Here is a 15,351-nt window from a genome sequence, read left to right as displayed (position 1 = left end):
CGGTAGACTCTTATTTTTTGGCGGCGTTGCGCTGGGCGACTTCGGCGTCCAATTCGGCGATCTTCGCCTCCATCAGCTCGCGGCAATGGGCCGCCAGCTCGCGCACGTTTTCTTTACCGTATTTGCTGGTATCCACCGGCGCCAACATCTCGACGATCACATGACCGTTATTCCAGCGATTAAGATTTATATTACCGCTGGTGGTCGATACGCAGATCGGCACAATCGGCACGCCGGCGGCGATGGCCGCGTGAAACGCGCCGGTTTTAAACGGCATCAGCCCGCGACCGCGGCTGCGGGTCCCTTCCGGGAACATCCAGATCGAAATGTCTTTCTTTTTGAACTGCTCCGCCACCTGGGCGATGGTGCCGTGCGCCTTGGCGCGATTATCACGATCTATCAGCAGATTACCGGTCAGCCAATACAGCGGGCCGAAAAACGGGATCCACACCAGACTTTTTTTACCGACGGTCACGGTGCGCGGCTGCACGATATTCGAGGCCGTCACCATGTCGTAGTTATTTTGGTGGTTGGCGATATAGATGCAGTTGCCGTTGTTGGCCGCATCGGCCGGCACGCGGGTTTCAACCTTGATGCCGAACAGCGTCGACAGGCGGCCGAAAAGGTGGCCGAAGGTCGCCACATGGCGGGGATTGCGCGGGCTGAACAAGCAATAAACAGAACCGAAAATACACACCAGAATACAGAAAAGAGTGGCGAGAACGGCACGCAAAATCAATAACATAACAACCTCATTAGCACACTGCCAACGCAGTTTACTTCGCTGCGCAGATTCCTTTACTCATTATTTGCCGGCCAGGCGATAAGCACGCCGATGTCGCCTGCCTTTCTCGCTATTTTCCCGCCAGCCGGCAATACGCACAATAATTTTATGCGCAGAAATGTTAACTATTTGGAAAATAAACGCCAGCAAAAATAAATAAGGCGGCCACAGCATGCTGCGACCGCCCGTTAACGCTAGCGCCAACGCTTACTCTTCGCTATCGCCGCCCGACGCCCGCACCGGCGCATCCACTTCAACGCGATCGATGCGCTGCAGGCCGCGCGGCAGCTGGGTGCCCTTGCGACCGCGCTCTGCACGGAACTTCTGCAGATCTTCCGGCCGCAGCGTCAGCTTGCGTTTGCCGACGTGCAGCGTGACGGACGCCTGCGGCGGCAGCACGAACAGCCAGGCCAGCTTGTCTTCACCGGCCGCCGCCTGGGCTGCCGGAATGGAGACGATCTTGTTGCCTTTGCCCTTCGACAGCTGCGGCAGATCGGCAACCGGGAACATCAGCATGCGCCCGGCGGCGGTGATCGACAGCAGCATGTCGTCTGCGCCGTGGATCTCCATCGGCGGCAGCGCCCTGGCGTTGTCCGGCAGCGTGATCATCACCTTGCCGGCGCGGTTGCGCGCCACCAGATCGTTGAAGGTGCAAACGAAGCCGTAACCGGCATCGGACGCCATCAGCAGCTTCTGATCGTCGGCCGCCATCAGCACCTGCTCAATGGTGGCGCCCGGCGGCGGCGTCAGCTTGCCGGTCAGCGGCTCGCCCTGCCCGCGCGCCGAAGGCAGCGTCATCGGATCGAGCGCGTAGCTGCGCCCGGTGGAGTCGATGAACACCACCGGCTGGTTGCTCTTGCCGCGCGCCGCGCCGCGGAAGCTGTCGCCGGCCTTGTAGCTCAGGCCGGCCGGATCGATGTCGTGGCCCTTGGCGCTGCGCACCCAGCCCATTTCAGACAGCACGATGGTCACCGGCTCGGACGGCACGAAGTCGTGCTCGCTCATCGCCTTGGCTTCCGCACGCTCGGTCAGCGGCGAACGGCGATCGTCGCCGTAGGTCTGCGCGTCGGCCTGGATCTCTTTCTTAATCAGCGTGTTCAGCTTGCGCTCGGACGCCAGCAGCGCCTGCAACTGATCGCGCTCTTTCGCCAGCTCATCCTGCTCGCAGCGGATCTTGACCTCTTCCAGCTTGGCCAGGTGACGCAGTTTCAGCTCGAGGATCGCTTCCGCCTGGGTGTCGGAGATGCCGAAACGCTGCATCAGCACCGGCTTCGGTTCATCCTCGCTGCGGATGATGTGGATCACCTCGTCGATGTTGAGGAACGCCACCAGCAAACCTTCGAGGATATGCAGGCGTTTCAGCACTTTCTCGAGGCGGTAGTTCAGGCGGCGGCGCACCGTGTCGCGACGGTAGGCCAGCCATTCGGTGAGGATCTCCACCAGCCCTTTGACCTGCGGGCGGTTATCCAGACCGATCATGTTCATGTTGATGCGGTAGCTGCGCTCCAGATCGGTGGTGGCGAACAGGTGGTTCATCACCTGTTCCAGATCGATACGGTTGGAGCGCGGCACGATCACCAGACGCGTCGGGTTTTCGTGGTCGGATTCATCGCGCAGATCTTCGACCATCGGCAGCTTCTTGGCGCGCATCTGGCTGGCGATCTGCTCCAGCACCTTGGCGCCGGACACCTGGTGCGGTAAGGCGGTGATCACCGCGCTGCCGTCTTCTTTCTTCCACACGGCGCGCATGCGCACCGAGCCGCGGCCGCTCTGGTAAATTTTGCGGATTTCATCGCGCGGGGTGATGATCTCGGCTTCGGTCGGGAAGTCCGGCCCCTGCACGAATTCGAGCAGGTCATCGAGCGAGGCGCCCGGCTTGTCGAGCAGCGCCACCGCCGCCGCCGCGACTTCGCGCACGTTGTGCGGCGGAATGTCGGTCGCCATGCCGACGGCGATGCCGGTGGTGCCGTTCAGCAGGATATTCGGCAGGCGCGCCGGCAACATCTTCGGCTCTTGCAGCGTGCCGTCAAAGTTCGGGATCCAGTCGACGGTGCCCTGCCCCAGCTCGGCCAGCAGCACTTCGGCGTATTTGGAAAGGCGCGATTCGGTATAACGCATCGCCGCAAACGACTTGGGATCGTCCGGCGCCCCCCAGTTCCCCTGGCCGTCCACCAGCGGATAGCGGTACGAGAACGGCTGCGCCATCAGCACCATGGCTTCATAACACGCGCTGTCGCCATGCGGGTGGTATTTACCCAGCACGTCGCCCACGGTACGGGCGGATTTCTTGAATTTGGCGCTGTTGTTCAGCCCCAGCTCAGACATGGCGTAGATGATACGGCGTTGTACCGGCTTCAAGCCGTCGCCAATATACGGCAACGCCCGATCCATGATGACGTACATGGAATAGTTCAGATAGGCGTTTTCAGTGAATGTGTGCAGCGGTAAACGCTCTACACCATCATGAGTCAGATCACTCATTACTCAATTATCCTCAGACCGTGGCTTGGCAATCCCTGGACGACAATAAGGCATCGCTTGTCGATTCTGCCCGCGATAGTAACCCATCTGCGGGGTAGCTGTCACAGTTGGCGCAAGGATCGCCGACCGAAGCCGCTGCCATCAGGGGGTTTAGGCAAAATTCCACCGAGATTGTTGATTAGGAGTCAACACTGTTGTGCCTGCCGTCACGTTTTTACTTGCTTAGTCAGCGATTACACTCTCGTTCAGCAAGCTGTTTTTGCGCACTGCAGCGGAAAACGGCATCAATCTTAACTCTGACGGGAGCCGCAAAAGATGAGCAATATCCTGATTATCAACGCTAAAAAGCAATTCGGCCATTCCAACGGCGAACTCAATCAAACCCTGAGCGACGTGGCGGAAAGCTTCTTGCGCGATCTGCAGCACGAGGTTCAGGTCACGGTGGTCGACGACGGTTATGACATTGACGCCGAGGTGCAGAAATACCTATGGGCCGACGCGGTTATCTATCAGATGCCGGGTTGGTGGATGGGCGAACCCTGGATCCTGAAAAAATACATCGACGAAGTGTTCACCGCCGGCCACGGCAGCCTGTACGCCAGCGATGGCCGCACCCGCTCCGACGCCGGCAAGAAGTACGGCTCCGGCGGCCTGATACAGGGGAAAAAATACCTGCTGAGCCTGACCTGGAACGCCCCGCTGGAAGCTTTTACCGATCCCGATCAGTTCTTCCACGGCGTCGGCGTTGACGGCGTCTACCTGCACTTCCACAAGGCCAACCAGTTCCTGGGGATGGAAGCCTTGCCGACCTTTATCTGTAATGACGTGATAAAACAACCGGATATCGAAACGGATATCGCACGTTATCGCGAGCATCTGGCGGCAGTTTTTGCTTAACTGACAGAAAAGGGCTTAGCCAACGAGGTAATGATGATCACCGTAATCGCAGAAATCAAAGTTAAACCCGGCCACCGCGCCACCGTGTTACAAGCCATTGAAAAATTGATGCCGTTGGTGCTGGCGGAAGAAGGTTGCGGCGAATACACGCCGATGATAGACAGCCGCACGCAGGCGCCCTGGCAGAAACGTTCGCCGGACTCGGTGTTTATGCTGGAAAAATGGCAAAGCCAGGCGCATTTGGAAAAACACCTGCAGATCGACCATATGCTCAAGCACCGCGAGACCATCAAGGACTACGTGCTGGGCACCGAGCTCTACGTACTGGAAAACGCGCTGTAATCCCTTCAGTGGCCCTCTGCGGCCTCTGGCGGTTCTCCCTCAAGGCGGGCGCTGACGTAGTCGAGAAAACAGGTGAGGCGCGCCGTCAGTTGAGCGTTGTGGTAATACACCGCATTGATCGGCTGACGCACGTCCAGCGTCTCCCGCACCAACAGCGGCACCAGCCTGCCCGCTTCGCGATCGCGTCGGGTCATAAAGTCCGCCAGCTGCACAATGCCCGCCCCGCGCAGCGCCAATTCACGCAGCGTCTCCCCGCTGGAGGCCGAGATCGTCGGTTCGATGCCGAAATGCCGCGCCTGCCGGTGACGCAGCGGCCACTGATTCAGCGATTCCGGGTAGGTGAACCCCAACAGGCAATGGCGATGCAAATCTTCCGCGCAGCGCGGTTCACCATGCCGTTGCAGGTAGTCCGGGCTGGCGAGGATGCGCAATCGGCTGTTGCCCAGCAGGCGCGCATGGAGCGTGGAGTCACGCAGTGCGCCGATGCGGATCGCGATGTCGGCGCGTTTCTCCAGCAGGTCGATATTGCGATCGTCGGTGTCCAGCTCCAGCTCAATCTGCGGATAACGGCGGCGGAATTCCGCCACCATCGGCACCAGCACGTGCGCCATGAAGGGGGCGGCGGCGTTAACCCGCAGCCGACCGGCGGGCTGTTGTCGCCGCAACGCCATCAGCTCTTCGGCCTGTTCCACCGAACGCAGGATTTCGCGCGCAGGCGCCAGGAAGCTCTGCCCTTCTTCGGTCAGGCTCAGGCGGCGCGTGGTGCGGCGCAATAGCGTAGCGTCGAGCTTCGTTTCCAAGCGACTGAGTGCGCGGCTGACGCCGGAGGTGGTTTGGCCGAGCCGATCGGCGGCGGCGGTGACCGAACCGCTGTCGACCACCGCAGTGAACGCCAGCAGCTCTTCGAAGGTGATCTTCACGCGGTTCGCCCCAGGTTGACGGGCGCCGCATGCAACGCCCTGCGGGAAAGCAGGCCCGGCGTTTCACCGGGCCAGGGTCAGGCTCAGACCGCCAGTTCGGCCATGTCGCCTTTGTCTTGCAGCCAGTTGCGGCGGTCTTCCGAACGCTTCTTGGCCAACAGCATGTCCATCACCGCCAGCGTCTGATCGACGTCATCCTCTGCCACCGTCAGTTGCACCAGACGGCGGGTGTTCGGATCGAGGGTGGTTTCGCGCAGCTGCAGCGGGTTCATCTCGCCCAGCCCTTTAAAGCGCTGTACGTTCGGCTTGCCCTTCTTGCGCTTCAGCTGTTCCAGCACGCCGGCTTTCTCTTCTTCATCCAGCGCGTAGAACACCTCTTTACCGAGATCGATGCGGTACAGCGGCGGCATGGCGACATAGACATGGCCGCCTTTCACCAGCGAACGGAAGTGGCGCACGAACAGCGCGCACAGCAGCGTGGCGATATGCAGGCCGTCGGAGTCCGCATCCGCCAGGATGCAGATTTTGCCGTAGCGCAGCTGGCTGAGATCTTCGCTGTCCGGATCGATGCCGATCGCCACGGAAATGTCGTGCACTTCCTGCGAGGCCAGCACTTCGTCCGAGGAGACTTCCCAGGTATTCAGGATCTTGCCCTTCAGCGGCATGATCGCCTGATATTCACGATCGCGCGCCTGCTTGGCCGATCCGCCCGCCGAGTCCCCTTCCACCAGGAACAGTTCGGTCATGGCCAGATCCTGCGAGGTGCAGTCCGCCAGCTTGCCCGGCAGCGCCGGCCCGCTGGTCAGCTTCTTGCGCACCACTTTCTTGGCGGCGCGCAGACGGCGCTGGGCGCTGGAGATCGCCAGCTCGGCCAGCTGTTCCGCCGCCTGAACGTTCTGGTTCAGCCACAGGCTGAAGGCGTCTTTCACCACGCCGGAAACGAAGGCCGCGCACTGGCGCGAGGAGAGACGCTCTTTGGTCTGCCCGGCGAACTGCGGATCCTGCATCTTCACCGACAGCACGTAGGCGCAGCGATCCCAGATATCCTCCGCCGACAGCTTCACGCCGCGCGGCAGAATATTGCGGAATTCGCAGAACTCGCGCATCGCGTCCAGCAGCCCCTGACGCAGACCGTTGACGTGGGTGCCGCCCTGCATGGTCGGGATCAGGTTGACGTAGCTTTCGGTCAGCAGCTCACCGCCTTCCGGCAGCCACAGCAGCGCCCAGTCCACCGCTTCGGTGTCACCGGCGAAATTGCCGACGAACGGCGCTTCCGGCAGGGTAATCAGGCCGTTAACCGCTTCCATCAGGTAGTCGGTCAGGCCGTCCTGGTAGCACCAGCGCTGTTCGGTGTTGTTCACCTTGTCGATGAAATATATCTCGACGCCGGGGCACAGCACCGCTTTGGCTTTCAGCAGGTGAGTGAGGCGCGATACCGAGAAGCGCGGGCTGTCGAAGAACTGTTCGTCCGGCCAGAAGTGCACGCTGGTGCCGGTGTTGCGTTTGCCGCAGGTGCCGGTCACCGTCAGATCCTGCACCTTGTCGCCGTTTTCGAAGGCGATGCCGTAGACGTTGCCGTCGCGGCGCACGTTGACTTCCACCCGTTTCGACAGGGCGTTGACCACCGAGATGCCAACGCCGTGCAGGCCGCCGGAGAACTGGTAGTTTTTATTCGAGAATTTACCGCCGGCGTGCAGCCGGCACAGGATCAACTCAACCGCCGGCACGCCCTCTTCCGGGTGGATGTCCACCGGCATGCCGCGGCCGTCGTCGATCACTTCCAGCGACTGATCGGCGTGCAGAATCACGTCGATACGCTTGGCGTGACCAGCCAACGCTTCGTCGACGCTGTTATCGATCACCTCTTGGCCGAGGTGGTTTGGGCGCGTCGTGTCGGTATACATGCCGGGACGACGGCGCACTGGTTCTAGACCGCTGAGTACTTCAATGGCATCAGCGTTATAGCTGGATTGAGTCATCGTTGATTATTTTTTCGTGGTTAAAGGGAGGTGCCGGAACGGTCCGTCAGACCGCGTTTAGCCCTAAAAAATCCACAATCTGGGGGAAGTAGTGCTCGAAACCGACGAAGGCGTGGTTTCCACCCGACTCCACCGTTTGCCGACACGCGGTGTAATACGCCACTGCCTGGCCGTAATCGAGAATTTCATCGCCCGTTTGCTGCAGCAGCCAGATTAAATCCGGCGACTCCAAGGGATCGATCTGCATCACTTTCAGATCGTAAACGTGACGTGACTCTAACACATATTGCTGGCCGGTGTAGGGGTTCTCGTTGGCGCCGAGATAGTCAACCAGCAGCTCAAACGGCTTGACCGCCGGGTTGACCACCACCGCCGGCAGCGAAAAACACTGCGACAGCCAGGTGGCGTAATAGCCGCCGAGCGAAGAGCCGACCAGCCCGAGCGTTTGGCCGGCGCGCTCCAGCACCAGATTCTCCAGCATCTCGGCGGCCTCCGCCGGAAAAGCCGGCAGCTGCGGCACCAGCATCTGGATATCGGGATGGTGCTCAGCCAGCCAGGCCTTGAAGGCCACCGCCTTGGCCGACTGCGGCGAGCTGTTGAAACCGTGCAGGTAGAGCAGTGTCGAAGGCATCAGTATCCATCCGAGTCCATATCGGGGCGGAAATCGTCGTTTTCCAGGCGGAACACCTGCGTCTCGACGCGGCCATCCGGCAACAGATCGAGGTAGCGCCAGCCGGGGGAGACGTCGTCGATGGTGAAGTTCGTGCAGTGCGGCTTGAATTGCACGCAGGTCGAGGGCGTCGCCAAAAGGCGCCGGCCCTGCCATTCCAGATCCAGATCCTGGTGAATGTGCCCGCACACTACGGTATTCACTTTCGGATAACGCAGCAAGATCGCACCCAGCATATGCGGGTTGCGCAGGCTGTGCTGATCAAGCCAGGTACAGCCGGAAGGCAGCGGATGATGGTGCAGCAGCAACAGCGTATAGCGCTCGGGGTGAGCCTGCAGGCAGCGCTCCATCCACTCGAGCTGGTATTCGCTCAATTCGCCGTGCGGCACGCCGAACACCTGGCTGTCCAACATCAGCACCTGCCAGTTATCGCCCAGCAGCACCTGTTTGGAAGGCGCGATACCGGCGGCGGCCAACGCGTCGACCATCGCCGGTTGAAAATCGTGGTTACCCGGCAGCCACACGCAGGGGGCCGGCAGTTGCGCGATGCCGGCGGCGAAGTGGCGGTACGCCTCCTGCGAATGATCCTGCGCCAAATCTCCCGTGGCGACGATCAAGTCGACATCGCGGCGCTGCGCCTGGATGGCGTCCAGCACCGCGTGATAGCTGCGATAGGTATTGATGCCGAGCAACGTCTCGTGTTCGCCGGCAAAAAGGTGGGTATCTGTTATTTGTAGAATCCTGACCGCGGCCCCACTCGCCACGGGCAGTTTAAACAGGCTTTCCAAATGGTGTCCTTTGTTATTTCAGTCTGTCTAACAAACCGGAACCGCCATCGCTCCATGCGCCAAACAGTAGCGCAGCCAATCAGCAAGAAACTGGTTAATTTGATGCTTTTCGTCGCGTTGATGCAACTTTTTATTAGGATAATCATAACGCGCTTTAAAGCGGTAGATCTGCTGACTGGAACACACTTCCGCAACCATGGCGTCATGGTACAGCCGCACCGTCATCGCGGGCAGGCTCCAGTAGCTGACCGCCGGAAAGATCTGCTCGATCTCCACCAGCGACGTGTAACGCGTGGACTCAACGATGGTCAAACGATAGCCGGCGCCGTTCACCTGATAAGTCACCGTTTCGCCCGCTTCGTCGTTGCGCGGCAACAAGCGGCGCAATTGCGCGAAGTTGGTTTCGCACAATCTCATCATTTCGGGGAAATCAGGGGTATAGCGCTGTTTCATTAGTTGGCCCACTCTTTTCTCAACGATTCATGGTGCAACGCCAGCCATTGCAATGCAATCACTGATGCGGCGTTATCGATCGCGCCCTCCTCCACCCAGCGGTAAGCCTGCTCGCGGCTGACCACGTGGACGCGGATATCCTCATGTTCTTCCGCCAGGCCATGGATGCCTTCGGCGGTGCCGGCGTCCACCTCGCCGACCATGATCGACAGACGTTCGCTGGTGCCCCCCGGGCTGGCCAGATAGCTCAGCACCGGCTTGCAGCGCCCGACCACCACGCCGGCCTCTTCCTGCGCTTCGCGGCGGCACACGTCTTCGACGCTTTCGCCGGTTTCGATCATACCCGCCACCATTTCCAGCAGCCAGGGCGAATTACTGGTATCGACCGCGGCGATGCGCAGTTGTTCAATCAGTACCACTTCGTCGCGCACCGGATCGTAGGGCAACAGCACCGCCGCATGGCCGCGCTCGAAAATTTCACGCGTGATTTCAGGGCTCATTTCGCCATTGAACAAGCGATGGCGAAACCGGTATAAATTGAGTGAAAAAAAACCACGGTACAGCGTCTCGCGTGCAATAATTTCTACATCTTTTTTATCGAAAGTGACGGGTGACGGCTGCGAACGGTTCATGTGCGAATTCTCCTGCGTAGTATGCCGATAAAATAAACGGTTTTGATGACAGAAACAGCGGGACTCTCCGCCGCGGCTTTATGTTAGGCTGTTTTTCGCCGCCGGATGCGGCACGTTTGTGCGCTCGCATGTAATAGTGGGAAACAATCCGGATTGTCAGCCATAATATCAGCTGCAGCCGACCCGGGCAGTTCGCCAAGGTAAATGGGCGGTCTGAAAGGTAAAAGTTACGCGAGATGGCACATTCAGCCACCTGATGCGTACCGCAGACTCTGCTAGAATCGGCAACTATTTCGTCTATCGTCAGCGCTAACATAGCAATATTGCTGCACAACAAGGAATGCAAATGAAGAAACTGCTCCCCCTTCTTATCGGACTGAGCCTGGGCGGCTTCAGTGCAATGAGCCAGGCAGAGAACCTGCTGCAGGTCTACAAACAGGCCAGGGAAAGTAACCCGGATCTGCGCAAAAGTGCTGCTGACCGCGACGCCGCATTCGAAAAGATCAATGAAGCGCGCAGCCCGCTGCTGCCGCAGCTCGGCCTGAGCGCCGGTTACAACTACAATAACGGCTATCGCGACAGCAACGGCGTCAACAGCAATGTCACCAGCGCTTCGCTCGGCCTGACTCAAACCATCTTCGACATGTCGAAATGGCGTGCGCTGACGCTGCAGGAAAAGACCGCCGGCATCTCCGACGTGACCTTCCAGACCGCGGAACAGCAGCTGATCCTCAACACCGCCACCGCCTATTTCAACGTGCTGAGCGCCATTGACACGCTCTCTTATACCCAGGCGAACAAACAAGCGGTTTACCGCACGCTGGATCAAACCACCCAACGCTTCAACGTAGGCCTGGTGGCGATCACCGACGTGCAGAACGCCCGTTCCGCCTACGATACCGTGCTGGCGGCCGAAGTCACCGCCCGCAACAACCTGGACAACGCGCTGGAATCGCTGCGCCAGATCACCGGCACCTTCTATCCTGAGCTGGCCTCGCTGAATACCGATCGCTTCAATACCCAGCGCCCGGAAGCGGTGAACAACCTGCTGAAAGAAGCGGAAGCGCGCAACCTGAGCCTGCTGTCCGCCCGTCTGAGCCAGGACCTGGCGCGCGAGCAGATTCGCTCTGCGCAGACCGGTTATATGCCGACGGTCAACCTGAATGCGTCGACCGGGATCACCAATACCCGTTACAACGGTTCCGCCACTCACGACACGCTGAGCTCCAGCCGTTACAGCAATTCTGACGCCGGTCAGAACCAGGTTGGCGTTTCGATCAGCCTGCCGCTGTACAGCGGCGGCGCAACCAACTCGCAGGTGGAACAGGCGCAGTACGGCTTCGTCGGCGCCAGCGAGCAGCTGGAAAGCGCCCACCGCGGCGTGGTGCAGACCGTGCGTTCGTCGTTCAACAACGTCAACGCCTCGATCAGCAGCATCAACGCCTACAAGCAGGCGGTGATCTCCGCGCAGAGCTCGCTGGATGCAATGGAAGCCGGTTATCAGGTCGGTACCCGCACCATCGTCGACGTACTGAACGCTACCAGTACCCTGTATAACGCCAAGCAGCAGCTTTCCAGCGCGCGTTATACCTACCTGATCAACCAGCTGAACATCAAGTCGGCGCTCGGCACGCTGAACCAGAACGATCTGCTGACGCTGAACGGCGCACTGGGCAAACCGGTGTCGACCGCGCCTGACGCCGTCGCGCCGCAGAACCGCTCTCAGGACGCCTACGCGGACGGCTACCAGGACAATGCGCCGATGCAACAGGTCGCCGCGCCGGCACCAAGCGCCACACGCGCTGCGGCACCGGCCGTCATCCAACCGGCACGCAACAGCGGCAACCCATTCCGCAACTGATGCGCGCGCGTTGATAAACACGGGGTCCGGCCTGCGCCGCACCCCGTTTTTTTTTGGCCCCTATTTCCCCACTTCTGCCCGCCGCCTCACAGCCGTCGCTGCCCCAGGTGGTATCATCGTCACTCTCGTTTTCGCAGTCTGGATGAGGTTCGATGGACAACGATTCACGCTGGCAGCGCTTGATTAACGACGGCGAATTGCCGCCGCCGCTGCGCCCGACGCAGGCGGTTTACGCCTCCTGGCTACGCTGCCGCAGCCTGATGCAGCCCGACGTTTGGCAAGCACCGCACCGCGCTCAGGGCGCCACCTTCGAATCGATTTGCCGCCGCAAGAACGACCTGCTGACGCTCGGCCAGGCGGCACTGGAAGACGCCTGCGAATACATGGAGCCGCGTCGTTGCCTGTTGATGATCCTCGACGAGAGCGGCTGCATGCTGTGGCACTGCGGCGACGCCAAAACCTGGGAGCTGTTGCAGCCATTGGGGTTCGCCCCCGGCGCTTACTGGGCCGAGGGGCAGATCGGCACCAACGCCCCGGCGCTGGCGGCGGCGGAAGGCCACCCGGTGCGGGTGAGCGGCGAGGAGCACGTGCGCCGGGCGCTGCAAGGCTGGTCGTTCTGCGCCACGCCGGTCTACGACAACAGCGGCCGCCAACGCGGCTCGATCGCGCTGGGCTGCCTGCTGGCCGACTGCGCCGCCGGCGATCTGTCGCTGACGCTGGCCATCGCCCGCGAAATCGGCAATTCGCTGAACGCCGACGGCCTGCTGGCGGAATCCAACCGCCATCTGAATCAGCTTTACGGCCTGCTCGATGGCGTGGACGACGGCGTTATGGCCTGGGATCACCGTGGCTACCTGCAATACATCAACCAACGCGCCGCCAGCCTGCTGAAGCTGGATGAACAGCAGAGCCAGGGCAAACCGTTGGCGCAGCTGCTGACGCTGCCCGCCCTGCTCAAACGCGCCATCGCCGACCGGCAGCCGCTGCAACACGTCGAAGTCACCTTCGAAAGCCAGCGGCAGTTTATCGCCGCCTTGCTGACGCTCAAGCCGATTTTCGACGGCGATCGCTGCAGTTTCATCGCCCTGCTGCACCCGCTTGAGCGGCTGCGCCAGTACGTCAGCAGCCAGCTGGGGCGCGTCAGCCACAGCTTTGAGCAAATGCCCTCCGCCTCGCTGGAGATGCGGCGGCTGATCCGTTACGGGCAGCAGGCGGCCAAGGGCCAGCATCCAATCCTGCTGCGCGGAGAGGAAGGGGTCGGCAAAGAGCGGCTCAGCCAGGCTATCCACAACGCCGGCGAACGCGCCGCCGGGCCGTATATCGCCCTCAACTGCCAGCTGCTGCCACATGCACAGGGGCTACGAGAACTGCTGGGCAGCGACGCTAGCGAAGAAGAGGCGGGCCAGCTGAGCAAATTCGAATTGGCCAACGGCGGTACGCTGTACCTCGAACAGATCGAATACCTGCCTGCGGAGATGCAGTCGGCGTTGCTGCAGGTGCTGAAAACCGGCGTGGTGATCCGCCTCAATTCCAGCCGGGTGATCCCGGTCGATGTGCGGGTGATCGCCGGCAGCGCCGCCGATTTGCCGCTGCTGGTGCAGCAAAACCGCTTCCGCCGCCAGCTGTTTTACAGCCTGCAAGCCTTCGAGATCCAGATCCCGCCGCTGCGCCAGCGGCTGAGCGATATTCCGCTGCTGGTCAAACACCATCTGCGCACGCTGGAGCAGCATTTTCAGTGTCGCTTTCGGGTGGATGACGAAGTGATGGCCCAGCTGGCGCTCTACCTGTGGCCGGGCAACGATTTGGAACTGAAAGGGGTGGTGGAGCGCGCGGCGATGATCTGCCACGGGCATCACATCCAGCTGGCGGACCTGCCGGCGCACCTGCTCGGCCAGCCATCGCTGCTGGAGAGCGATCCGCAGCCCGGCGCGCCGCTGTTGACGCTGACGGACATGGAGCGCCAGGCGATCCTCCGCGCGGCGACCGTCAGCCGAGGTCAGCTGACGGAGATGGCGCAGCTGCTGGGCATCGGCCGCACCACCCTGTGGCGGAAGATCAAACAGCACGGGATCGATATCCGCCAGTTCAAGCTGCGTGCCTAGTGGCTGAGCTGCAACACCCCACGCGCGGCGTCCAGCATCGCCTTCTGCCCGCTGCGGGTTTTGCTCAGGCAATCCTGCATGCCAACCACCATCGGAACGCCCATCGCCTTCGCCAGAATGGCGCTGTGCGACAGGGCATTGCCACCGCTGAGGCAGATGCCGAGCACCAGCCGCCTGTCGAGCATCACCACCTCTGAAGGCATCAGCTCGTCCATCACCAGTATCGACGGCTCTGCCAGCGCGATGGCTGGCAGCGGCAGCCCCTGCAGATGGCACAGCGTGCGGCGCAGCATGTCGCGCACGTCCAGTTCGCGTGCCCGCATGTAGTCGTCATCCAGCTCGCGGTACTCTTCGGCGATCGCCTCCAACACCTGCCGCCAGGCCTGTTCGGCGCAGCACAGCTGCTGCGCGATGCGGGTGTAAGCCGCCTGCTGCAGATCCGGATCGTCCAGCAGCATGCTGTGGGCGCCGAAGATCGCCGCCTGCGGCTTGCCGATCAGCGTACCGGTGCGTTCCGCCAGCCGGTTCAGATCGCTCAGCGTGTGCTGTAGCGCCTCCCGCAGGCGTTGCTGCTCGCCCAACACCTCGTCCGCGCCAATCCGTCGATCGGCGGCTGGCGGCCAGAAGCTGTGGGCCTGGAACACCGGCCCGCTGGTGACGCTCTCCGCTACCGGAATGCCATGCAGCGAAGGCTGCTGCCGCTCGGAAACCGTCTCGCCGAAATGTTGCTCCGCCAGCGCTTTGAACGCCGCCAGCGCTGCGTCCGCCTGCGCGCCGTCGGCGATCAGGCGAATAGTGTCGCCGTGGCGCACCTGCAGCAGCGCCAGCTGATTGAGGCTGCGCGGATCGACGCACTGCCCCTGCTTTTCCAGCACCAGCTCGGCCTTGAACGGCGCTAACGTCTCAACCAACCGCGCAGCCGGGCGCGCATGCAGCCCGTGCGGGTTCTGCACCGTCCAGGTTGCGCTTTTGCCCTGCGCCAGCGGCAAAGCCGCGCTTTTCGCCGTAGTAGATGTGGCCTCGCCCAGCTGCGCCTGTTTGGCCTGCAACGCGCCCTGCGCCTCCGCCACCACCTGCTCCAGCGAAGCGCCGGAGTTGGCGGCGACCACCGCCGCCAGCGTGCCTTCGACCAGCGGCGCCGCACACAGTCGCACTTTGGCGGCCAAGTCCGGATCCAACAGATCGAGCGCGGTTTCCGCGCTGAGCAGCGCGCTGCCCAAATCCATCAGCACCAGAACGCCGTCGCCGTCGGCAACCGCTTCGATCGCCTCCATCACTTTGACCGCGTCGGTGCCGATCGGGTGTTCCTCGTCATCCACGCCCGCCGCCAGTGCCAGTTTACAGCCGTCGCCGCGCATCATCTGCCGCGCCAACTGCTCAACGCCGCGCGCCAGCAACGCGCTGTGCGAAACCACCACGATATTAATCATCTCGCCTCCTGC

At 61.5% G+C, this 15,351-nt stretch carries 13 protein-coding genes; 4 read left to right on the top strand and 9 right to left on the bottom strand.

Going from position 1 to position 15,351, the window contains the following annotated elements:
- Positions 1-10: 10 nt before the first annotated feature.
- Together ACJ8HT_RS15605 and parC are read right to left on the bottom strand one after the other, a co-directional pair.
- Complete coding sequence (locus tag ACJ8HT_RS15605) at positions 11-745, bottom strand: 1-acylglycerol-3-phosphate O-acyltransferase (RefSeq protein WP_004937266.1); 735 nt, start codon at positions 743-745, stop codon at positions 11-13.
- A 246-nt stretch (positions 746-991) separates the two neighbouring features.
- Positions 992-3,265 (bottom strand): DNA topoisomerase IV subunit A, encoded by a 2,274-nt coding sequence (gene parC, locus ACJ8HT_RS15600; RefSeq protein ID WP_197653012.1) that lies wholly within the window; start codon positions 3,263-3,265, stop codon positions 992-994.
- A 315-nt stretch (positions 3,266-3,580) separates the two neighbouring features.
- Between parC and ACJ8HT_RS15595 the strand changes: the two genes are divergently transcribed.
- Both ACJ8HT_RS15595 and ACJ8HT_RS15590 read left to right on the top strand, forming a co-directional pair.
- Positions 3,581-4,162, top strand: a complete 582-nt coding sequence (locus ACJ8HT_RS15595) for an NAD(P)H-dependent oxidoreductase (protein WP_049198463.1) — start codon at positions 3,581-3,583, stop codon at positions 4,160-4,162.
- Between the two features lie 33 nt (positions 4,163-4,195).
- Positions 4,196-4,504: a putative quinol monooxygenase gene (locus tag ACJ8HT_RS15590; protein WP_194572380.1), complete on the top strand. Its 309-nt coding sequence runs from the start codon at positions 4,196-4,198 to the stop codon at positions 4,502-4,504.
- A 5-nt stretch (positions 4,505-4,509) separates the two neighbouring features.
- On the opposite strand, the gene ACJ8HT_RS15585 is transcribed toward ACJ8HT_RS15590, so the two are convergent.
- From ACJ8HT_RS15585 to nudF, 6 genes are all read right to left on the bottom strand, one after another.
- A complete protein-coding gene (locus ACJ8HT_RS15585) occupies positions 4,510-5,424 on the bottom strand; it encodes a LysR substrate-binding domain-containing protein (protein ID WP_194572381.1) in 915 nt (304 codons plus the stop codon).
- Positions 5,425-5,507: 83 nt separating this feature from the next.
- Positions 5,508-7,403 carry a DNA topoisomerase IV subunit B gene (gene parE / locus ACJ8HT_RS15580; protein ID WP_025304305.1) on the bottom strand — a complete coding sequence of 632 codons (1,896 nt, stop codon included), beginning with the start codon at positions 7,401-7,403 and terminating at the stop codon, positions 5,508-5,510.
- 46 nt (positions 7,404-7,449) lie between these two features.
- Positions 7,450-8,034, bottom strand: coding sequence for an esterase YqiA (gene yqiA, locus ACJ8HT_RS15575; RefSeq protein ID WP_038879469.1), 585 nt, complete (start codon positions 8,032-8,034; stop codon positions 7,450-7,452).
- Entirely contained in the window at positions 8,034-8,861 is an 828-nt protein-coding gene (cpdA, locus tag ACJ8HT_RS15570) for a 3',5'-cyclic-AMP phosphodiesterase (protein ID WP_004937250.1), read from the bottom strand. Before cpdA ends, yqiA begins: the two co-directional genes overlap by 1 nt.
- A gap of 27 nt (positions 8,862-8,888) precedes the next feature.
- On the bottom strand, positions 8,889-9,314 hold the full coding sequence (locus ACJ8HT_RS15565; RefSeq protein WP_004937244.1) for a DUF1249 family protein: 426 nt from the start codon (positions 9,312-9,314) through the stop codon (positions 8,889-8,891).
- Entirely contained in the window at positions 9,314-9,946 is a 633-nt protein-coding gene (gene nudF, locus ACJ8HT_RS15560; RefSeq protein WP_004937242.1) for an ADP-ribose diphosphatase, read from the bottom strand. Before nudF ends, ACJ8HT_RS15565 begins: the two co-directional genes overlap by 1 nt.
- 346 nt (positions 9,947-10,292) lie before the next feature.
- On the opposite strand from nudF, the gene tolC reads away from it, so the two are divergent.
- Together tolC and dhaR are read left to right on the top strand one after the other, a co-directional pair.
- On the top strand, positions 10,293-11,807 hold the full coding sequence (gene tolC, locus ACJ8HT_RS15555; RefSeq protein ID WP_197653013.1) for an outer membrane channel protein TolC: 1,515 nt from the start codon (positions 10,293-10,295) through the stop codon (positions 11,805-11,807).
- Between the two features lie 152 nt (positions 11,808-11,959).
- Positions 11,960-13,909, top strand: a complete 1,950-nt coding sequence (gene dhaR, locus ACJ8HT_RS15550; RefSeq protein ID WP_197653014.1) for a dihydroxyacetone kinase operon transcriptional regulator DhaR — start codon at positions 11,960-11,962, stop codon at positions 13,907-13,909.
- On the opposite strand, the gene dhaM is transcribed toward dhaR, so the two are convergent.
- Positions 13,906-15,339, bottom strand: a complete 1,434-nt coding sequence (gene dhaM / locus ACJ8HT_RS15545; protein ID WP_197653015.1) for a dihydroxyacetone kinase phosphoryl donor subunit DhaM — start codon at positions 15,337-15,339, stop codon at positions 13,906-13,908. The genes dhaR and dhaM overlap by 4 nt on opposite strands.
- Positions 15,340-15,351: the final 12 nt, after the last annotated feature.

The sequence above is a fragment of the Serratia sp. CY44782 genome, from assembly GCF_052168715.1.
Taxonomy (GTDB): Bacteria; Pseudomonadota; Gammaproteobacteria; order Enterobacterales; family Enterobacteriaceae; genus Serratia; species Serratia nevei.
Note: the sequence above shows the minus strand (reverse complement) of the source record. Positions and strands in the feature narration are given on the sequence as shown.